General features: G+C 61.1%; 18 protein-coding genes and 6 pseudogenes. 21 read left to right on the forward strand and 3 right to left on the reverse strand.

All coding sequences use genetic code 11. The annotated features are described in order from the left end of the window. Positions 1-425 precede the first annotated feature (425 nt). The 3 genes and pseudogenes from M727_RS40785 to M727_RS40790 form a co-directional block, all read left to right on the forward strand. Positions 426-590, forward strand: a complete 165-nt coding sequence (locus tag M727_RS40785) for a helix-turn-helix domain-containing protein (RefSeq protein WP_348627189.1) — start codon at positions 426-428, stop codon at positions 588-590. Positions 591-902: 312 nt separating this feature from the next. Next, positions 903-1,265, forward strand: coding sequence for a hypothetical protein (locus M727_RS0129700; RefSeq protein WP_027155642.1), 363 nt, complete (start codon positions 903-905; stop codon positions 1,263-1,265). 198 nt (positions 1,266-1,463) lie between these two features. Then, a pseudogene (locus M727_RS40790) lies at positions 1,464-1,622 on the forward strand (carbohydrate ABC transporter permease); the annotation flags it as partial. Positions 1,623-1,643: 21 nt separating this feature from the next. On the opposite strand, the pseudogene M727_RS40795 reads toward M727_RS40790, so the two are convergent. Beyond that, a pseudogene (locus M727_RS40795) lies at positions 1,644-1,834 on the reverse strand (aldehyde dehydrogenase family protein); the annotation flags it as partial. Positions 1,835-2,082: 248 nt separating this feature from the next. Between M727_RS40795 and M727_RS38010 the strand changes: the two are divergent. From M727_RS38010 to M727_RS38015, 3 genes and pseudogenes are all read left to right on the forward strand, one after another. Then, positions 2,083-3,042: an RHE_PE00001 family protein gene (locus tag M727_RS38010; protein WP_348627190.1), complete on the forward strand. Its 960-nt coding sequence runs from the start codon at positions 2,083-2,085 to the stop codon at positions 3,040-3,042. A gap of 20 nt (positions 3,043-3,062) precedes the next feature. After that, positions 3,063-3,137 (forward strand): helix-turn-helix domain-containing protein, encoded by a 75-nt coding sequence (locus M727_RS44055; protein WP_348627191.1) that lies wholly within the window; start codon positions 3,063-3,065, stop codon positions 3,135-3,137. Between the two features lie 145 nt (positions 3,138-3,282). Beyond that, positions 3,283-4,432: pseudogene (locus tag M727_RS38015) on the forward strand (ATP-binding protein). 581 nt (positions 4,433-5,013) lie between these two features. Here the strand turns inward: M727_RS38015 and M727_RS41915 are convergent. Next, entirely contained in the window at positions 5,014-5,268 is a 255-nt protein-coding gene (locus M727_RS41915) for a hypothetical protein (RefSeq protein WP_156941678.1), read from the reverse strand. Between the two features lie 495 nt (positions 5,269-5,763). On the opposite strand from M727_RS41915, the gene M727_RS0129720 reads away from it, so the two are divergent. The 4 genes and pseudogenes from M727_RS0129720 to M727_RS0129735 all read left to right on the forward strand — a co-directional run bounded on the left by M727_RS0129720 (position 5,764) and on the right by M727_RS0129735 (position 10,184). Then, positions 5,764-6,696, forward strand: a complete 933-nt coding sequence (locus M727_RS0129720) for an IS110 family transposase (RefSeq protein ID WP_027155644.1) — start codon at positions 5,764-5,766, stop codon at positions 6,694-6,696. Between the two features lie 98 nt (positions 6,697-6,794). Next, positions 6,795-6,990 (forward strand): annotated as a pseudogene (locus tag M727_RS40800) (Tn3 family transposase); the annotation flags it as partial. A gap of 215 nt (positions 6,991-7,205) precedes the next feature. Continuing rightward, positions 7,206-9,749 (forward strand): AMP-binding protein, encoded by a 2,544-nt coding sequence (locus M727_RS38020; protein WP_084646961.1) that lies wholly within the window; start codon positions 7,206-7,208, stop codon positions 9,747-9,749. Positions 9,750-9,998: 249 nt separating this feature from the next. Next, entirely contained in the window at positions 9,999-10,184 is a 186-nt protein-coding gene (locus tag M727_RS0129735; protein ID WP_027155646.1) for a cold-shock protein, read from the forward strand. Positions 10,185-10,446: 262 nt separating this feature from the next. Here the strand turns inward: M727_RS0129735 and M727_RS0129740 are convergent, their stop codons facing one another. Beyond that, entirely contained in the window at positions 10,447-10,908 is a 462-nt protein-coding gene (locus M727_RS0129740; protein WP_027155647.1) for a MucR family transcriptional regulator, read from the reverse strand. Between the two features lie 405 nt (positions 10,909-11,313). Between M727_RS0129740 and M727_RS0129745 the strand changes: the two genes are divergently transcribed. From M727_RS0129745 to M727_RS38025, 11 genes and pseudogenes are all read left to right on the forward strand, one after another. Then, a complete protein-coding gene (locus M727_RS0129745; protein ID WP_036263929.1) occupies positions 11,314-12,966 on the forward strand; it encodes an MFS transporter in 1,653 nt (550 codons plus the stop codon). Between the two features lie 391 nt (positions 12,967-13,357). Continuing rightward, entirely contained in the window at positions 13,358-13,954 is a 597-nt protein-coding gene (gene pmtA / locus M727_RS0129750) for a phospholipid N-methyltransferase PmtA (RefSeq protein ID WP_027155649.1), read from the forward strand. A gap of 243 nt (positions 13,955-14,197) precedes the next feature. Further along, positions 14,198-14,398 (forward strand): hypothetical protein, encoded by a 201-nt coding sequence (locus M727_RS43350; RefSeq protein ID WP_027155650.1) that lies wholly within the window; start codon positions 14,198-14,200, stop codon positions 14,396-14,398. A gap of 150 nt (positions 14,399-14,548) precedes the next feature. Beyond that, positions 14,549-14,755: a DUF982 domain-containing protein gene (locus M727_RS40805; RefSeq protein ID WP_084646963.1), complete on the forward strand. Its 207-nt coding sequence runs from the start codon at positions 14,549-14,551 to the stop codon at positions 14,753-14,755. A gap of 246 nt (positions 14,756-15,001) precedes the next feature. Continuing rightward, positions 15,002-15,250 (forward strand): DUF982 domain-containing protein, encoded by a 249-nt coding sequence (locus M727_RS40810; protein ID WP_084646962.1) that lies wholly within the window; start codon positions 15,002-15,004, stop codon positions 15,248-15,250. Between the two features lie 162 nt (positions 15,251-15,412). Then, positions 15,413-16,352 (forward strand): annotated as a pseudogene (locus M727_RS41925) (hypothetical protein); the annotation flags it as partial. A 276-nt stretch (positions 16,353-16,628) separates the two neighbouring features. Beyond that, positions 16,629-16,928 carry a DUF736 domain-containing protein gene (locus M727_RS0129775; protein ID WP_027155654.1) on the forward strand — a complete coding sequence of 100 codons (300 nt, stop codon included), beginning with the start codon at positions 16,629-16,631 and terminating at the stop codon, positions 16,926-16,928. A 167-nt stretch (positions 16,929-17,095) separates the two neighbouring features. Next, positions 17,096-17,257 (forward strand): annotated as a pseudogene (locus M727_RS43355) (DUF736 family protein); the annotation flags it as partial. Positions 17,258-17,438: 181 nt separating this feature from the next. Then, a complete protein-coding gene (locus tag M727_RS0129780; protein ID WP_027155655.1) occupies positions 17,439-18,374 on the forward strand; it encodes an endonuclease/exonuclease/phosphatase family protein in 936 nt (311 codons plus the stop codon). Between the two features lie 214 nt (positions 18,375-18,588). Then, on the forward strand, positions 18,589-18,855 hold the full coding sequence (locus M727_RS43360) for a transposase (protein ID WP_245269046.1): 267 nt from the start codon (positions 18,589-18,591) through the stop codon (positions 18,853-18,855). Positions 18,856-19,158: 303 nt separating this feature from the next. After that, a partial coding sequence (locus M727_RS38025; protein ID WP_036263818.1) for an HPP family protein occupies positions 19,159-19,621 on the forward strand: 463 nt, incomplete at its 3' end.

Genomic DNA, 19,621 nt, shown 5'->3' on the forward strand with positions numbered 1-19,621 from the left:
CCTGGCGGTGATGGCACTGGCAAGAGGTGAAACAATCGGACAACTAGCACAGCCAAGCCCAATCCAACCATCGCGGACATGGCACTCTCGGCCCGAGTGAGGCGGTCCCATCAGATCCGCAAGGATTGCAGCCAGCAAAGCGAGCAACGCCGCCAATTGCGTGAACGGCTTGTCTTACAAACAGGCCGGCAACTGATCAAGGCCCCACCGCCGATTGACGTTGTGGCGGCCAGCCAGGCTGCAGTTCCCCCGAGATTGTTGCGCAGCGACATCGCGCCCCTGTTCGCCGCTGCATGAAGATGGCCCTTGGGTTCGGCAGAAGACGAACGCCGAATGGTAAGGGGGAGGGGCTTCGCCTTCGAAAGAACGGCGCTGCGCCAAAGTCTCAAGGAAGCTCGACCGGCTGGGCGCTGGCCAAAGCTCAGATGGAGCGCCGGCTCAAGGCGAAAAGAAAGAGTTCGAGCCTGCCGTCGCTGATCAATCTCGTGCTGGCGCGGCCGGTGGTGTCGGCCGGTCTGATCGCGACCGAGCTGAAAATACCCAGCGCGCCGCGCTCGGCCTGGTCGCCGAGCTCAACATCCGGGAGGTGACGGGGCAGGGGGCGCTACAGGGCCTGGGGGGACACGTAGAGATATGCCGAAATTGCTCTCGGGCATATCCAATCATGCCGCGCCGTGAGAACTATTCGCCTAATGTCGAGAACGACATTGTGGCCCCTGAGACGAGCGTGGACGACCATCTGCTTTCGACTGGGTTATCGGCGTTATGGACAAGCTCGTTAACGAGAACGGCCCGAGGACGGAAGGACTGGGCTATGGAACCCTGAACAGGCGCATCGTGTTGATAGTCATTGCCGGCTCCTTATGCGGGCCCGCTAATCCAAACAGAAGGAGCAATGAGTTTTGGCCAATCAACGAGGAAGGCGAGTCCGCGCGGAGATTGCCCTTGCCCAGAACCTGATGCTCGCGCCGTGGGTTGTGGGATTGCGGACGCCGATTCTGATTGCCGAGGCAACCGGATCGCTTTTTTCAGGCCGGCCGGAAACCCTCAAGGCCGTGAGCGAAAAAGTTTCGGCCCTTGCGCAGGGGATTCTTGCCGCGCAGGTGGCCTGGACGCGGGACGCATTTACATTACCGCTTGCCTTAGCCGACGCCTCGTCGCCGCTGGCCGACATCGTGCGAACCATGGCTCTTGCTGCGCTTGAGCCTGCTGGGCGGCAGGTTCGCCTAAATCATCGCCGGCTTTCCAGGCGCCGCAAACGGTGAAGCGCAAGAGGCGAAAGAGCGCGCCAGCAAACCAAGACGGGCACCTGCAGTAGCAGATTGATGAGTATTTCCGGCGAAAGCTGCCTTTCAATTTGCACGATTGCCGATCGAGTCTTCTCTGAAGACGGTTGCCTGAGCGTCTACGATGACTATTCCGTCTTGGAAGTAAGCGAAGCCATCGTGGTCTTTACCGAAAACGTGTCGATCGTCTGGAAGATCATGGTCCCGATGGCGCTGCCCGCGATCATCGCGTTCGGCATCTTCTCGGTCGTTGGCCACTGGAATAGCCTGTTCTGGCCGCTGATCGCCGTGCGCGACCAAAACCTCATGCCGCCCCCGCTCGGCATCATGGCCTTCAACGTCTCCTGATATCGCGGAGTAGGCGGCGAGGCCATAGATCGTGTCGTTGCCTCATGGACGACCTGATCCGCGTCTTCGAAAAGGATGATCGGAGCCAGTGGCCCGAATGTCTCCTCTTGCGCCACTGCCATCTCACTGGAGATATCGGTGAGGACCGTCGGCTGGAAAAACGTGCCTTCTTTGCCGATGCGATTGCCTCCGCATCGCATCGAGAAACTATCTTTAGCCCTGCGTCAAAAATCTTGCCCATTCGCAAACCACGTTAGGTGCCATCGACACTGCTCGTCCGAAATGGCGTGCACAAATGTCTCGGTCCAATCTTGAAGTTGCTTTGGCAACGGAAGGTGCCGGTAAAATCGTTAGCGAAAAATCATCCCCGATCATAAGCTAAGCCCAACTGGCGCTTGATGTTTTCCCATTTTGAAACGACAAACTAAAACCCACAGCCACGGAGGTTTTGGCGCGTCCCGACGAGCGGCTGGCGCGTTCTCCCGTGCGCGACGGGTGGATCGAACGGCAAAACTTCGCCGACGCGGCGGCCGCGCTCTGGATCGAGGGCGAGCTCGTCCACCTTGAGGATCTCGTGCTGCATGATGCGCACATGGACATTCGCACGCCGACTCACGAGCTCACCCGCGCGCACGCGGTGCTGGGCATGCGTCGCCGGATACTGGCGCAGCCCGGCGATTGGGCGCTCGGCCGGGAGGGATTGGAGGAGGTTACCGGGCGCGGGTGCGCGGCGCCAGAGCAGGCGGGAATCGGCCGGGAAGGGGAGGGGAAGACCGGTGCTACCGCATCCGGTGAGCCCGATGGTTGGTATGAGACAGACGAAGATCGTCTTGCCGACGAGTTCGCCGAGATCGATGCTGTCCTGGCACGTTCATCGAAAATTCTTAGCGGCGGCGACGTGCCGGCGAAAGTGCCGCGCCGGGGCGAGCGGCCGGACCTAATCTACGATGTCGACTGGAATGAAGAAGAACGGCTGGCCGAATGGCAGGCAGTCATCGTGGAAACGCGGGAGCTGCCCGTCGTCCTGCGCGTGGCGATCCTGCTGGAAGCTTGGTCTGGCATCGAGGTGCTGCAGCATGCCGCCTGGCTCGGGCCGCTGCTCGTCGCCGCGCTGCTGCGGCAGGAGGGGCTCGTCGCGGGCCATCTCGCCTGCCTGCATCTCGGCGCCAAGAACATTCCGCGGGAGCGACGACGGGCGCGCCATCGCGGCGACCGATTGATGGCGTTTGTCGACGCCGTTAAGGAAGCAGCGCTCGCCGGCCTTAACGAGCACGATCGGCTGATGATGGCGAAAAGCCAGATGGAGCGGCGTCTGAAGAAGCGCCGCGCCAGCTCGAAACTAGCCGCCCTGGTCGAGCTTGTGCTGTCCCGCCCGATCGTCTCCACCGGCATGATCCAGGACGGATAAACGTCTCGAAGCAGGGTGCGCTGAATCTCGTCGGTGAGCTCGGCCTGCGCGAGATGACGGGCAGGGGAAGGTTTCGGGCGTGGGGGCTGATTTGAGCCGAGCTTCACCGTGCGCGTAGGCTGGTCGCTTTCTCCTCACCGGCTATATTCCAGATTGTCGCAATGAATCTCCCAATCTACAGGCCGTTGACTTCCAATTGTCATGCTTGATAGTTCCAATCTCAAAGATTTCGGAAATGGCATGTACGAGCGGTTCGTGGAGCGTCGGGCGGAGGAGGCCCTCCTCAGATACCCCGGTGGTCCTGATCGTGGGGCCACGTCGGGCGGGCAAGACCACGCTTGTCCGGAAAATGGGAGATGCGGGCCGCAGCTACATCACGCTTGACGATCAGACAGCTCTCGATGCCGCGCAGGCCGATCCGGCAGGCTTCATTCGTGGCCTAGACCGAGCCATCATCGACGAGATTCAGCGTGCGCCTGACCTGCTGCTGGCGATAAAGAAGACGGTGGATGAGGATTATCGCCCGGGCCGCTTCCTGCTGACCGGCTCAGCCAATGTGCTCACCCTGCCGCGAGTTGCGGACAGTCTGGCAGGCCGGATGGAAACCATTCAGATGCTGCCGCTCGCGCGCGCAGAGATAGACGGCAAGGCGCCGACCTGGTCCGGCTTGCCATGGTGGGGGGTTCCCGAGGCGATCAGCCGTGACAGCGAGCGCCGGCGGCAGGATTGGGCGCGATCCTATCTGACATCGATCCTTACCCGCGACCTCAGAGACATCGCCGACATCGAGAAGCTGACCGAGTTGCCTAAATTCGTCCGGCTCCTGGCCGAGCATTCGGGACAGTTGGTAAACTACTCACAGTTCGGCTCCCACATAAACGTCAGTCATAAGACGGGGCAGCGTTATGTCGGGCTGCTGGAGCAGGTCTTCCTCATCTCCACACTACAGCCTTGGTTCACGAACGCACTGAAGCGGATCGCCAAGACGCCGAAGCTGCATTTCCTAGACTCTGGCCTGCTCGCCACGTCGCGAGGCTTGACCTTCGATCGGGTGAAGGCCGACCGGAACGTGTTTGGCACCCTTCTGGAAAGCTTTGTTTTCTCGGAAGTGCTGAAGCTCATGACCGCATCGGACCTGCGGCTGACTCCGTACCACTTCCGCGACCAGCAGATGCGCGAAGTGGATTATCGTGCTGGAGCGGGACGACGGCATGATCGCCGGGATCGAGATCAAAGCTTCCGCGAATCCAGCGACTTCGGCGGACTAAGGACGCTGGCTGAAGCGTGCGGGGATCGGTTCGCCTATGGGGTTACGCTCTATGACAGCACCGATCTCATGCCCTTCGGCGACAGGCTGGCTGCGGCGCCGCTGTCCTCCTTGTGGAGCTGAGACATGGGCAACCGCGCGCCGTCCATAAAGGCCTGGGAGCAAATCCAGCGCTCGATCTCTCGCTGCCAACTCTGGAACAAATGTTGGCGGCGTGGCGCGCGACCAGGACAAATTTCGCGAGATCGAGGGAAGAATCTCCGATTACCTCCCAGCTGTGCTTGAACAAGCCGCCGAGGAAGACCCTCAGACTGCGGCGATGCTGAGCCTATCCCGCTGCGGCCTGGCCGCACCGCTCTTGATCGCATTCCGCCGCCAGCCACACAGCTGCGAGCTCGCCAGTCCAGCCTGGCGCGCGATCGCGACACATTCGCACCCGGCTTCAGGGACTCTTCAACCAACCGTGCCTTCGCTTCCGCTGACCAGCGCCGCCGCGGACGCTCCGGGCTTGCGTCCAGCCGGTTCACAACCGCCTCAAGGACATGGAAACTCCTATCATCAGGCATAGGCACAATGACGGACCCATAGTGGCGATATAGTCGGGCCTGAGCTTGACTTCTCGCGGTGGGGTATGTGTAGATTCAACGATCTTTGCGAAGGTGCTCCCGTCAATGTTCGACAAAGGCCCGGATCGGCCGTAGTCCTCAATGGCGCCACCCGTTCCTTGAGAACGGATTGAAATACGGGCTTCTCGGTACGACCTCGCTGCCATCGGCGGGGCGGATGCTCATCAAAAGTTCGATCGCTGCCGACGATGATGTGCTCGTCAGGAGCATCGGTGTGACGACTGAGAGACCATCGTGTTTCAGGATAAGAAAATCGGCAAACAGCTGATTGTTGGTCGACTGGAGAGGTTGAGCTGCCGTCACAACTCGGTCAGCTGAAATGTGCGTGCTCAATATCGGCCCCCCTGTCATTTGATGCTGTATCTGAGTCGCTAACGAACTTTAACCTGGGAGCCCATGTTCTTTCGAGTGGCTCACATGTGCGGGCTATGGCAAATCCGACCAAAGCAGCGGGTGCGCAGCGAGTGTAGGGTATGAGCTTGGCCCGGTAGATATCCGGCCTGCAGTCCATGTGTCGCTGCTTCTTGCGGTTATTGGCTTGCGAGAATACCCGGCGCTGGAACCATATCGGTGCCCCGATCAACACCGCGTTGATCCCCAATCATTGGGACGATCCGGTCCATCTGGCAGCTTCGATCACTGCGCGCTGCTTGTAACTTGTCATTTGCCGACTCTGCTATGAAGTGCAGTGCGGTGGCGGACGAGAGACCGAAGCTCCTGAGGGACACCAAGCCCGTGGGAGAGCTGGGTTCTTCGTCCGCCGTTCCATCGAACCCGAACAGTCGCCTGGGCCGCAAGCGAAGCCCGATTAGGCAAGGATGGGACAGGATGGACGCGCATTTTGTAGGGATTGATGTTTCGAAGGCGTGGCTCGATGTGCATGTGCTGCCGTCGGGGGAGAGTTTGCGTTTCGGGAATGATGGCAACGGGATCGATCGGTTGAGGAGCCATATCGGGCCGCTCGCGCCCGAGCGTGTGGCGCTCGAGGCGACGGGTGGGCTGGAGACGCTGGCGGTGGCGGAGCTGTCGGCGGCGGGCCTGCCGGTTGTGGTGGTCAATCCGGCGCAGGTGCGCTCGTTTGCCGATGCGCTCGGCAAGCGCGCCAAGACCGACCCGATCGACGCTGCCGTGATCGCCGCTTTCGCGGCGGCGGTGCGGCCCGAACTGCGGCCCTTGCCGGATGCCGAAACCCGGCTGCTTGCCGATCTCGTCGCCCGCCGGCGCCAGATCGTCACCATGATCGTGGCCGAGGAGAACCGCGCCCGCGCGGCGACCGTAAGGCAGGCCCAGAAGAGTATCCGCCGGCTCCTGACGGCGCTCAGGCGCGAGCTCGAGACGATCGACCAGGACATGGACGGCCACATCCGCAAGTCGCCGCTGTGGCTGGTCCGGCAGAACCTGCTCACCTCCGTGCCGGGAGTGGGGCCGACGGTCGCGAGGACCCTGCTTGCCGAACTGCCGGAACTGGGCAGCCTCGACCGCCGCCAGATCGCGGCGCTGGCGGGCCTCGCCCCCTTCACCCGGCAGTCCGGCGTCTGGCGCGGCAGGAGCTTCATCGGCGGCGGCCGAAGCTCCGTGCGGTCGGCCCTCTTCACGGCCGCCCTCGTTGCCATCCGCCATAACCCGGCGCTGAAAGCCTTCCGCGACCGCCTCCTCGCCGCCGGCAAGATCAAGATCGTCGCCGTCGTTGCCACCATGCGAAAGCTGCTCACCATTCTCAACGCCATCATCCGGGACAACAGGCCATGGCAGCCCGCTTGAAAAACAAGACAGTCGCTCTCCCCTTGACGGTCCTGAAGAAGCTCTCAGCGTCACCAAGGGAAAGTCACTGGCCAAGGCGTTGCGGGAACTCGGCCGCATCATTCGAGAGCCAGGCGTTCCGCGCTTCGGGCCTCAATCTCATCGTCAGCGCGATCGTGCACTGGAACACCGTCTATCTCGACCGCGCTGTCACCGTCTGAAGCGAAAGGGCAGCAACATTCCCGACACGGTTGCTCCAAGCATGTCTCGCCGCTCGGCTGGGAACACATCAACCTGACAGGCATCTATGCGTGGGATAAAGGACCGCCAGATGCCAGTCGGCTTCAGATCGCTGAGGCTCCCACCAGGTAACCCTGCGGGCTGCAAGATGTTCATGCTCCGTTCGATCTTAAGCGTGACTGCGGCGGCAGTTCTTGTTCTGACCCCATGTGGCCTGTTTCGAAGCTGATCACGAGCTAACTTGACAGGAAATATCAACAATATTATGCACGCCGAAACAAAGTGTCCGAATGTTCTTCAGTTTGAACCATTTACGTGAGTTTGGAACCGCGCCCTGTCTTGTCCATGAGGGTGTGCTGACCAGCTATGCGGAATTGGCGGACATCGCGGAGCGCACTGCGCGCAGACTGCCTTCCGAACGCCGTTTGGTGGCCGTCGAGATGGACCTCACCCCGGCCGCCATCGCCGCATATCTCGGTGCGCTCAGCGCTGGCCACGCAGTGATGCCGCTGCCCGCCAGAGAACCCGAGTTGGCGCGCCGGATGGAAGAGCGTTTTTCCCCTGCCGTCAGCTGGCGGACGATGGGCGACCGGCGGCGATTTCTATTTCACGACCGACCGGCCGCCATCCACCCCGATCTTGCGCTGCTGTTGCAGACGTCGGGCAGCACGGGTCAGGCCCGTGGCGTAAGGTTGCCGGCAAGCGCCGTGCAGGCCAATGCGGTTGCCATTGCGAACTACCTGAGGCTTACCCCTTCGGATCGCGCCGCATTGGTATTGCCACTTCATTACTCCTATGGCCTGTCGGTGCTGCATTCACACCTGTTCAGCGGCGCGAGTCTTTGGCTCGCCGACGGATCAATTCTCGATCCCGGTTTCGCGACGGCACTGAAAGACTCCGGTGCTGGCAGCCTTGCTGGTGTCCCCCACCATTTCACTCTTCTCGAAAGCATCGATTTGACCGATGCGTTGCCGGAAACGCTGCGCTGTCTGACGGTGGCGGGAGGAGCGATGAAACCCGCCGCCGTGCTCCGTTGGGCCGAGATAATGAAGCAAAGGCAGGGCCGTTTCATTGTGATGTACGGTCAGACCGAAGCTACAGCCCGGATCGCCTATTTGCCGCCCGAGCTTGCCGCCAGCCACCCCGACGCTGTCGGACAGGCCGTTCCTGGCGGTACGCTTCTGCTGCGCGATGGCTCAGGTCGCGACATTGCTGAGGCGGAGACTGAGGGTGAGCTGATCTATCGCGGTCCGAATGTGATGATGGGCTACGCCGAGTCCGCCGCAGATCTTACCAAGGGGCGGGAGCTGATTGAACTCGCCACAGGCGACGTCGCAAGGCGCGGCGCCGACGGTCTTTACAGAATCACCGGCCGCCTGTCCCGCATGTCGAAAATTGCCGGATTGAGGATTGGCCACGACGCGCTGGAACAGGCCCTGGCCAAAGCCGGGCACGAGGTGGCGGTTTGGGGCAATGACGAGACAATCTGGATCGCAGACAGCGAGCCAGCGGGCGATCTCACGGCTAAGGCCGCGCAGTTGGCAGGTGTCGGGGCGCAGCATATCTCGGTGATTTCCTGCACCGAGATTCCGCGACATGCGAATGGCAAGATCGATTACCCGGCGCTGAAAAAGCTTGAGAAGCCTCCCATCGAGCGTGAGGATGTGCTGTCGGCGTTTGCTGAAACTTTCGCGCACCGACAAGTGAGCTTGCAAGACAGTTTTTCCAGCCTCGGCGGTGACTCGCTGCAACACGTGGAACTTTCGCTGGTACTGGACCGCCGGCTCGGGGGCCTGCCGGACCATTGGGAGCAGTTAAACATTGAACGCCTGGAACAGGCGTCGCCTAAGAAAAGCGCTGGCGTTGTGATGCCGGTATTGGCGCGCGCATTGGCAATCCTTGCCGTTGTCGTGGCGCATCAAACATCGTGGCCCGTCTACGGCGGTGCCGCGGCAATGGTGCTCCTGCTTGGCACGAGCGTGGCCCAGCATCGACGTCAGGCTTTGATCGAATGGAATGCCGCGGACTTTCTGAAACCGGTACTGCGGATTCTGGTGCCCTATGCGTTGGTGCTGGCCGGTTTCGCGCTGGCTTGGGGGCAGACCCCCTGGGCGTCGGTGTTCCTCGTCGCGAACTTTGGACTGACCACGCCCGAGACGCATCTGATGTTGCCCTATCTTTATTGGTTCATCGAAGCCTACGTGCAGATGACACTGCTGGTTCTCCTGCTGTTCAGTCCGAGGCGGATGAGGAGGCTGCTGGACACACATCCCTTCGCGGCCGGGCTGGCATTACTGGGATTTGCGTTTGTCCTGCGGCTCATCCCTGAACTCTGGCCCATCGATGCGGGGCGGTCGCAGTTTACCGTCCCTGGGGTGTTCTATCTTTTCGCCCTTGGATGGTGCGTCGCTTGTGCCGACCGCGCCGGGCCGCGGGCGCTGGCGCTGGCGGCCGCGGCGATCATCCTGCCGACTGCGGCCTATCTGGGCGGCAACTGGTATGGCGGCTGGATCAAACACCTCGGTCTGCTGGTGCTGGTTGCGCTGCTGATCTATGTGCCGCGCGTTCCGTTGCCGCGTCTCGCAGTGCGCGGCGTCATGTACCTGGCCCAAGCGGCATTCCCGGTCTACCTGCTGCATCGACTGGTCCCGGAAGTCCTAATGCCACTGACGGGGTTCAATCTTTCTCCGGCGGCCACCGATATCCTGGCAATCCTCGGCGGAATTGCTCTCGGTCTGGTGGCAGCCGTGATACAGCGACGGTTCGGTCGGGTGCCGTTCCGCACTCCGATTCCCGAACAATTCGGTGCCCAGGCGCTAATCACCAGGCCCTGAAAAGCGGTAGCGCTGAAACCTGTCTTGCGGCTCTTTGTCAGGCAGATGGAGCGCCGGCTCAGGATCAGCGCAAGAACTCGAATCTGCCGGCGCTGATCGAATTACTCCTGGCGCGGCCGGTGCTATGGGCCGGTCTGATCGCGCCGAACCTTGCGATTTTTCGCTTTTTCCTGCGTCTATCTCCAAGTCTCGAATGAACGGTTTGGCTTACGGCCAGGCTACGCTGAAATTGTTATGAAGGAATACAGTATGGCAACTGGAACCGTGAAGTGGTTCAACAGCAGCAAGGGCTTCGGTTTCATCCAGCCTGATGGCGGCGGCCAGGACGTGTTTGTCCACATTTCCGCCGTCGAACGTGCCGGCCTTTCGACGCTTGTCGATGGTCAGAAGATCAATTACGAGATTGAGCAGGACCGGCGCACCGGCAAATCGTAGGCCGGCAATCTGAGCAAGGCGGGCTGACTTTCGCCCGCCCCTGGGCACAGGCCGGAGGGGCGGCAAGTTGCGGATGTACGGTCCACAAGCGCGCGCGGGAGGCTGGCTCAACCGGAAGGCCGCAGCGAATTGCTGCGCGCCTTGCAGAATTCCATGTGAAACCAGACTGTTTGCCGGAAAGGCGGGGCTCCCCGACTTTTTCGGATTCGGCATATAGTTTCGCGCGGCTGCTATACACGCCAGACAAACTTGGGAAGATAAATCAGGCTGCGACCGCCTTGCGGGTCCGCTTCGCAGGCGCTGGTTTTTCCGGTTCCTTGGGGTTGCGGCCGAGACCCATGGTCTTGGCCAATGCCGAGCGTGCGGCGGCGTAGTTTGGCGCGACCATCGGATAGTCTGCCGGCAGGCCCCACTTGGCGCGGTATTCATCGGGCGTCAGGCCATAGTGGGTGGAGAGATGCCGCTTCAGCGACTTGAACTTTTTTCCATCCTCCAGGCTGATGATGTAGTCGGGCGTGACCGACTTCTTGATCGGGACTGCAGGCTTGAGGGCCTCAGGCTTCTCTGGCGAGCCGCCGACTGTGCCCTTCAACGCGGCATGCACTTGGCCGATCAGGGCCGGAAGCTCGTCCAGGGGGACTGGATTGTTCGAGACATAGGCCGATACGACGTCGGCGGTAAGTTCGATGAGGGCATCAGAATTACTTTCGGCTTCTTCTGTCACGGAATGCTCCTGATTAGATGAAAAAGACAGTCGGCGAAGTTCCGCTTCATAAGGAAGGCAGCCACAGAACGCAATGAAAGTCGCGGCAGGGCCGCATCAACACTATCTTTCCGAACCGCAGCCCGAGGCAAATGCATATTATTGGGAACACCGGCAAGACGAATCCCGGTTCTGCATCATGCCCCGTCCAGAGCCCGCGCCAGAACCATCGATCGGACGGGCGGTCCGGCTAATGGATGAACAGCGAACTTCCAGCAGCAGCTTTCGTTTCGGCCGCAGTAGCAGCCATCCACAAATTACTTCGCGCCGCACTCATAATGCCCTGATCCCGCCACTCTCCATAGGCAAGTGCGTCTAGGAGAAATCTTCAACGCGACCTGTACACGAAAAGAGAGGCTCGGCCCAATGAGCAGGGTGGTGCCCGCGGACGCGGCTGCAGTTTCCTCGGGGACATTTGCGCCGCTGGAGAACCCCACTTTTCGTTCGATCTGGCTTGGCGCGCAGGTGTCGAGCCTGGGCTGGCTGATGCAGACCGTTGCGATCAGCTGGCTGATGGCAACCATCTCGACCTCGGACGTGATGGTCGCCCTGGTGCAGACTTCCACGACTCTGCCCGTGTTCATCCTGTCGATCTTTGCCGGGGCCATTGCCGATAACTTCAGCCGCCGCAATGTGATGGCGCTCGGCTGGTGCCTGATAGCGTTGTCGTCGACGATGCTGACTGTCCTTATCGGACTGGGGTTTTACAATCCATGGATGATCCTTGCACTCAGCTGTTTGGCCGGTTGCGGCGCCGCCTTTACTGATCCGGCCTGGCACGCCTCGGTCGGCGACATCCTGCGAAAGCGCGAAGTCCCGGCCGCGGTCACGCTGATCTCGGTCGGGTACAATGCCGTGCGAAGCATCGGTCCGGCGCTCGGCGGCATCGTGGTTGCCTCGTTTGGACCACTGACCGCTTTCGCTGTCGCGACCCTGACCTATCTGACGATGCTGTGGGCCATTGGTCGCTGCAAATGGAGCGGGCGCTCTTCGCCTCTTCCGCGTGAGCCATTGACCACGGCCATTCATGACGGAGCGCGTTTCACCGCGCTGTCGTCGGAGATCAAGGCCGCAATCGCGCGCGGAGCGCTTTTCGGCCTGACGAGCATCTCGATACTGGCGCTGCTGCCCCTGGTCGCCCGCGATCAGCTGGGGGGAGGGCCGATTGCTTATGGCATCCTGATGGCCGGCTTTGGGGCGGGCGCCTTGTGCGCCGGCATCTCCAACAACGTGCTTCGACGGTCGCTGTCGCAGGAGCGGCTGACAACACTGGCGTGCATCTCCTGCGCGGCGTGTTGCCTGGCGCTTGCATTCACGCCTTCGCTGGCGGTGGCGGCAATTGCCTTGACGTTCGGTGGCGCGGGCTGGGTCGTCACCTGGACGGGGCTAGATGTCAGCGTTCAATTGTCGAGCCCACGCTGGGTCGTTGGCCGCACGCTGTCGATCTACTCTGCCCTGTCGTCGGGCGGCATCGCGGCCGGCAGCTGGCTGTGGGGCATGGTGGCTGAGAACTATTCGCTCACCTTGGCGCTGGAAAGCTCCGCCGGCGCTCTGCTGCTGGTTGCCGCCACCGGGTTCCTGCTGCCAATTCGTCAATGGAAAGAGACCGACCAGGATCCTTTTGGCTTCGAAACGCCGCAGCTCGCCCTGGACCTGCAGTCAAGAAGCGGCCCGATCGTCGTCAAGATCGAGTACTCGATACCGGAGACCAATGTCGAAGCCTTCCTGGACCTGATGCGGGAACGCCGCCGGGTGCAAAGCGGCGTCGGTGCCCGCCACTGGAACCTCCAGCGCGATCTGCAGGAGCCGTTGTATTGGACAGAGACATTCCACACCCCGACCTGGATGGACTACCTTCGCCTCAACCATCGCCTCACAGCGGCGGACAAAGAACTGGATCAGCACCTCCTCGAATTGCATGTGGGAGAGGGGCCACCTCGCACCAGGCTTTCGATTGAGCGTCCGACCGGAGCAAATCGCAGGCGCCAGGAATCGACAGGGTACTTTTTACGGCGCTGATCCCATCCAAGCGGCAGCGAACTACGAGGCGAGGCAATGGCCAGGACTCTCGCGATCAGCGATCTTGCGCAGATTTGGTTTCCTATCCATTCGCGTCGGTTGCCGGGCAGTTCCGAATTGTCGCTCTAATGATGGCGCGCTACTACTTCCGAGAGGCTGATCGGCTTGAACTTCAGCTCCCACCCTTGCCCTCGACAGGAACGCACCGTGAGCCGGCGGTGCAGACACGAACGGCGGTGGTGGCATCTCTATGTAATCGAACGACCGGTCTTCGTTCCCCGCCGCGAACTTCCGCCCCGTTTCGACGCCCTCAGTGGCTTGTAAATGCCGCAAAACTTGTCCAATCGTGCGTCGGTCAACGACCCACACAGTCAGGTAGCAGGGGGTAGATATGGTCTTTCGATTGAAGGAGCGCCTCGGCAGGAAGTTTGAAGATGAAGTGCAATTCTTCAGGTGCTGGCAAAAGGACAAGAAAGGCGTGGGCGCGCTCATGCCGACGTCCGTTCATGCCGCACGCCGCATGGCAAGCGTTATCAGGCCGGCGTCCGGAATGCCGGTTCTTGAGCTTGGCGCGGGAACCGGCGTTATCACCAAGGCGATCCTGGAAAGGGGCGTCAAGCCGCAGCAGCTGGTTTCGGTCGAGTCTTCCAAGGATTTCTGTGACCGCCTGAAGCGACGTTTTCCGGATGTCGATGTTCGGTTGGGCGACGTGTTTTCGCTGGACGAGGTCCTGGCGGAGCGAAACGCCGAACAGTTCGATTGTGTGATCAGCGCAGTGCCGATGTTGAGCTTTCCGATGGAGCGCCGCATCGCCTTGCTTGAGGATTTGTTGGCCCGCATTCCTGCTGGCCGGCCTGTCATCCAAATCACCTACGGACCTTTGTCACCGGTGATCAAGATGCCGGACCGCTACGTCGTAACTCACTACGATTTCGTCGTTCGCAATATTCCGCCCGCACAGCTCTGGACTTACCGCCGGGCGGTTTGACTCTCAGGCCGGGACCACGCGCTTCGCGAAATTTTGCTGAAGCAGAAGAGCTGGGCCGTGGAGCCGCGCAGCCGCTGGCGCTTGGGTCGAGCCGTTCGCAGATGTGCCAGCTAGCTTTGTCTCGCCGGGAATGAAACAGACACCGCTCGACCCCTTGAACGGTCACAGTCCCGACAGCACATTCTGCGATGAGTGCCGGGCCGTGCCGTCGCCAAGTGAGGTTCAGCAAGTTGGGAGGAACCAATGAACGCGGAGGATTTCAGCAGCCCCGTTTTCGTGAAGCGTGCGACCTACATCGTACAAGAGATTGCGAGCATTCCGATCAGGCACACCGGCCAGATCGACAAATGGCTCGGGATTTTTGAGATGTCTGGTCAGCGACTGTGTCACGGTCAAACCGTGGTCCCCGTCATGGTTTTTAAGTTAATAGCGGCGCGAATGTAGTTAAATATGGGCACCTTGTGCCGGACGATCGGACGAGATTGCTCCGGCCCTCCGTCTTTGCAAGAAGCAGCTTCCTGACTGATTAGCCGAGAGCAATGACAGCCTCATCTCGATTCGCACCCTTCGGAAGGCTTTCACCTTGCGGACGCCATCGATTTCCTCAACGACTGGCCCGAAGATCAAAGAGACCTGATCCACCAGACCGCCCTTCGGACATGCTATGATGCAGATGATGGGCAGAAACCCTTAAGCGCTGCACACCATGCTTTTCTCGATTTCGCTAAGCGCGTCGCCGTTTTGGAAGATCCGATGTCCGCCATGCAATGGATCGCTGCCTGCAAAAAGCTGCGGGCTTAGGGTTTTCGCCGGGTGGATGAGACTGCCGTAAGCGTCGCGTCTGGACTCACGACTTGCCGACGAAGTAAGCGGCTCTCTTCATTGCCGCGATTCGCAAAATTTGAGCAGGAGCACGAAGCGGTCAGCGCGTATGGCGATTGCCTGGCCGCCAGTGGTCAAGTTGAGCTGTGGGGTGCGGCGCTACCTTCCGGCTGAGGATGAAAGTGCAATCCAGGCGCCATTGCCGCCTGGCTTGAGGTGAGGGGGATGACCGGTTTGAGCAGATTTGAGCGGCCAATCGTAGTTCAGGTCAGCCGTCACCGCAAAGAGCGTGTTGTCTTCGACGTCAATGACGCCGCCGCTATCTTGCTCCGGGACCTGCCTCGCCAAACCGAAAAGCGCAAGGCTGCCATGGACGCGTGTCTGCGGGTATTGCGAGGTGAGTGCCATCCACCGTCAGCTCGCAGAGCCTTCGTCGCAGCCGCGCTCGAAGCTAAGATCCTGCGTAGCGATTGAGCAGTCAGCACGCGTATTTGAATCCGTTGATATCTCCCTCGCCGTCCCGCCCAGCGCACTAGTCGCGCCTGGCACCGGGTCAAGCGGGTAGTCCGGGTCATAGCGCCAGTGCCCGAGTGAGGTCGTCGTGTTTGAAGCCGCTGGCCGTTCGGGTGATCTCGGCTGGGCGGCCCGGCGATCTTGGCGGGTTTGCGGCACTTGCGGGATCGGGTGACGGGGATCGAGCTCGATCCGGTCACCGCCCGGATCGCCCGGCTGTTGCAGCCACGGGCGCGGCTCATCAACGGGGACTTCGCCCGCACCGAGCTTACGGCGAAGTTCGACCTCGCCATTGGCACCGTGCGATCGGACCGCACTTACCGGTCGATTGGCCTGAGGCTACATGATTATTTTATCGCCCGATCGATCGACCTTTTGAAGCCCGCCGGGCTCGCGGCCTTCGTGACGAGCACGGACACCATGGATAAGCAGGACGCGGCCGCGCGCGAGCACATCGCAAAGTCTGCCGATGTGTCGCCGCCATTCGGCTCTCCGAAGGCAGCTTCCGGGCCAATGCCGGCACGGACGTCGTGGTCGACATCCTTTTCCTGCGCAAGAGCATGCCCGGCGAGGCCGACGCCGTTCGAACCGCCGACGGTGAGGAGGGCGAAACCCAAGTGAACCGCTGGTTCGTGCGCCATCCCGGCCTCGTGCTCGGCACGCATGCAACGAGGTCCGGACCGTTCGGCCAGACCTATACCTGCCTGCCGCATCAAGACGTCGATCTGAGGCGCTATCGGACCCGATCGTCCTCCTTCCGGAAGCCATCTATGACGGTGCCCCGGAGGCGATCGATCTCGACGCGCAGTACGACATCGACGGCGAGGTAGAGAGTGTTTCCGAAAGTTATTCTATCCGCGAGGGCAGCTACTTCATCGCAAAGAACACCGCGCTGGTGCAGATGGTCGACGGCGCGGCCACGACCATCACCGTCCGCAAGGGACGCAGCGCCGAAGGCATTCCTGACAAGCATGTCCGCATCATCCGCAAGCTGATGCCGATCCGCGATGCGGTCCGCGAGATCCTGAAGGCGCAGGAGCTCGACCAGCCATGGAAGCCGGCGCCGATCATTCACGTCGTTCTCTGATGGCGGCGCAAAGCCCCCGATGCGGCCTCTCTTTTGGGCTGGTCTGGCACCGGACCGGTCCTGGTCTGCAACGGCTCCGCCGACCTTCTTCCCCTGACCGCAAGCGGTCATTCCTCGCGAGCCAACAAGCTCGGCTGCCGCCGTCCTCCGCTCACGCTGCGGTCCTTCAGATGCAGTCCGTCCAATCCGTCGCCTCTCGACCGCCATCGAGGCCGCATCGGGCGGCTTCGGACAACCTCAGGAGATACGACAATGGCTCAGATCGGCACCTTCACCCGCGACGAAAACGGCACCTACGCAGGCACCATCAAAACCCTCAGCCTCAACGTCAAGGCCACCATCAAGCCCTGCGACCGCGACAACGACCGCGCCCCAGACTTCCGCGTCACCGCAGGGGGTGTCGAGTTCGGAGCAGGCTGGACCCGCACCGCCCGCGAAACGGGCGCCGAATACCTCTCGCTCAAGCTCGACGACCCTTCCTTCACAGCGCCGGTCTACGCCTCTCTCGTCCAGGGCGACAAGGGCGAGCACAAGCTCATCTGGTCCCGCTGACCAGCCCAAGGGCGCTCCGCTCACAGCGGGGCGCCGCCTTAAACTCCATCGGAATTATGCGGAGAAGAAACCGCCGCAACCGCCGGCAAATCCAGCCTTCAGCGAACGACACTCCGCAAAACCTCTTTCTCAGCATAATCGACATTTGCGGTGCACCGCAAAACGTTGAGTTCGGAGCGGCGTGGAAGAAACAGTCCGATAAGGGCAACGCCTAACTCTCAGTAAAGCTGGACGATCCGAGCTTCGCCACCCCGATCTACGCCAGCCTGGTCGAGGCCGAAGGCGACGAATTGGCCCTGATCTGGTCGCTCCGGCGCGCCGCAAGCTGATCGACCGCGACGGGCCTCGCGCGAGCGGGGGAGCGCGGCCCACTCACGGTTAGGAGGCAAGTGAGGCGATGGCCCGCCCCGTCGGTCCTCGGTTCGCAAGGGAAGCTGTCACAACATTAGAATGAAATTGTGTCTATGATCTACGTTGGCGATTGCAAACAGCCGATGAGGAGAGAGGGCTATGGGTTTTCTGCAGATTGCAAGCTGGAATATCGAGCACCTTAGCGGCGCACCACGGGCCGACCGGAAGCAGAGCGCCTTCGCGCTGGCTGATCACATCGAAATGTCCGGCATCGACGTCATTGCGCTTCAGGAGGTCTATCTGACTCCGTTTGAGGAGGAAGTCAGGCTTGGGCCCGGTCAACCGCCGATAGCGACGCGCGCGCGGACAGAACGCAGGAACGCCGATCTCGATGTTGTCTGCTACCTCCTGGAGGAGCACTTGGATGACCCGTGGACCTATGAAATCGTGCTCAACCGCCAACCTGGCGACAAGTCGCAGCTTTGCGCCGTCATGTGGAATGCCAAACGGCTGAACCTCGACAAGATTACGCCTCTCGAAGTAAGTCATGACGATGATGGGGATGCGCTTTGGGATCGCAGACCGCATCTTTTCAGCTTCACCTCCGAAATTCTTGTCTGGCGACGCTCCGAGACTGGTGAGTGGCAGCAGCTTCCCGAAAAACGGGGGCTCAGTCTCGTGCCTCTGCACATGAAGTCGAATTATGGCGGCGTTACGCAGAACCGCAGGGTCCGGGCGAAGGAGGCGATCAGCCTCTGCAAAGCGATAGAGCTGGTCCGAGCTGAGCTTGATCCGACTCTGGTGTTGATAGGCGACACCAATATCCTCAACAACGCAGAGCCGGCCATTGAAGCGTTCATCGATGGCGGCTTCATCGATCTCAACAACAACGACAGCGCGACGTATTGGAGCCTGCAATACAAGGAAGCACCATTCGACAGAGCATTCGTGGCATCGGACCGCCCGGAGTTTCGCTATACCCGACAATATGTGTTGCGCTCGTCCGACTTGACAGCGCACGATCGCTTCCTGTCAGATCACTACATGATCAAAATCAGCGTCAAAGACTACTTGGATGACGCAGATCCAAGGTAAGGCGGAACGCAACTGTCCCAGATCGTCAAGAAACGGGTCCTATTAACTTGATAAAGCTCGGGAGCCAAGGGAGACTTTCCCCCTTGCTCCCCGCAAGTGCCGCCTGCGCATGGCAGGCCCGCCGGTTCGCACGCCGGGTCAAGGCCCCCCACATCCCAAGTACTTCATTCCGTCCTGCTCACGCTGGCAGCCCGGCCGTGCTCGCCGGGCGGTGATGCAGGCCGGCATATCGGAACAGACCTATTATCACTGGAAGAAGGCTGCGGCGCCCTCAGCAGCAAGTGACGAGCGAATGGACCTAGTCGCGCTCGAGAAAGAAAACAAGCGACTGAAGAGTGCTTGCGGAGCGCCTGCGCAAGGAGAACGCCGAACTGAAGAGGAAGCTGGGGCTGCAATAACGCTCCAGAAGTCCGCCGAACCCCAGATCGGAGCGGGGGCATATCCTCTTCCCCGACACGTACCCCACAACAGGTTCACATGACGATGGCTCTCGACATCACGCCGGAATCGTCGAGCTGCGCGCCGCGCCCACCCCTGCACCCTGACCCGCAATGAGGTAATCCCCGAAGAAGCCGCTCCCTGATGTCGGGGCAGCCTGACGCGCATCTTCTTCTCCCTGGCGTTTTCTCGCATCCCCTTAGGCTGGCGGCATCCCGCACTTGGCTCCCTCACGCAATAATATTCTCCCGTGCGGCGACTTTCCGAATTGGCTTGACTTCCAAATCTGTAGCTTCGGCCGCATTGCAGACCGCGGAAGTTCCGACCACTCGCTCCAGGGCTTGCCATGGCCTTTCGCCTCTTTGTTCCGATCCTTGCCGGTGCGACGCTACGAGAGCGGCTACTTGCCTGCATCGGCGCCATGATCGGCATCGCATTGACCGGCGCGATCAGTGCGCTGGCGATCGGGCCCGGCGCGCATGTCGCACTGCTGGTGGCGCCTATGGGAGCATCGGCCGTGCTGCTTTTTGCGGTGCCTTCAAGCCCGCTGGCGCAACCTTGGTCGATTATCGGCGGCAATACTATTTCGGCGCTGGTCGGCGTCACTNTTGCGCAGTTCGTGCATGATCAAGTGATCGCATCGGGCCTNGCGGTGGCACTGGCGATCGCGGCCATGTCATTCACGCGTTGCCTGCATCCGCCGGGCGGCGCGGCGGCGCTGACGGCCGTGCTCGGGGGACCGGCCGTGATCGGCGCCGGCTTCCTTTTCCCCTTCGTGCCGGTGGCGCTGAATTCGGCAGTACTGGTGG

It is taken from the genome of Mesorhizobium sp. WSM2561 (genome assembly GCF_000513915.1).
In the GTDB taxonomy this organism is placed as follows: Bacteria; Pseudomonadota; Alphaproteobacteria; order Rhizobiales; family Rhizobiaceae; genus Mesorhizobium; species Mesorhizobium muleiense.

Coding starts and splice junctions, on each gene's coding strand:
- M727_RS0129775 (WP_027155654.1), top strand. CDS start 16,629: ATGGCTCAGATCGGCACCTTCACCCGCGACGAAAACGGCACCTACGCA.
- M727_RS40810 (WP_084646962.1), top strand. CDS start 15,002: ATGACCGGTTTGAGCAGATTTGAGCGGCCAATCGTAGTTCAGGTCAGC.
- M727_RS40785 (WP_348627189.1), top strand. CDS start 426: ATGGAGCGCCGGCTCAAGGCGAAAAGAAAGAGTTCGAGCCTGCCGTCG.
- M727_RS0129745 (WP_036263929.1), top strand. CDS start 11,314: ATGAGCAGGGTGGTGCCCGCGGACGCGGCTGCAGTTTCCTCGGGGACA.
- M727_RS0129735 (WP_027155646.1), top strand. CDS start 9,999: ATGGCAACTGGAACCGTGAAGTGGTTCAACAGCAGCAAGGGCTTCGGT.
- pmtA (WP_027155649.1), top strand. CDS start 13,358: ATGGTCTTTCGATTGAAGGAGCGCCTCGGCAGGAAGTTTGAAGATGAA.
- M727_RS43350 (WP_027155650.1), top strand. CDS start 14,198: ATGAACGCGGAGGATTTCAGCAGCCCCGTTTTCGTGAAGCGTGCGACC.
- M727_RS0129780 (WP_027155655.1), top strand. CDS start 17,439: ATGGGTTTTCTGCAGATTGCAAGCTGGAATATCGAGCACCTTAGCGGC.
- M727_RS0129720 (WP_027155644.1), top strand. CDS start 5,764: ATGGACGCGCATTTTGTAGGGATTGATGTTTCGAAGGCGTGGCTCGAT.
- M727_RS38020 (WP_084646961.1), top strand. CDS start 7,206: ATGTTCTTCAGTTTGAACCATTTACGTGAGTTTGGAACCGCGCCCTGT.
- M727_RS43360 (WP_245269046.1), top strand. CDS start 18,589: ATGCAGGCCGGCATATCGGAACAGACCTATTATCACTGGAAGAAGGCT.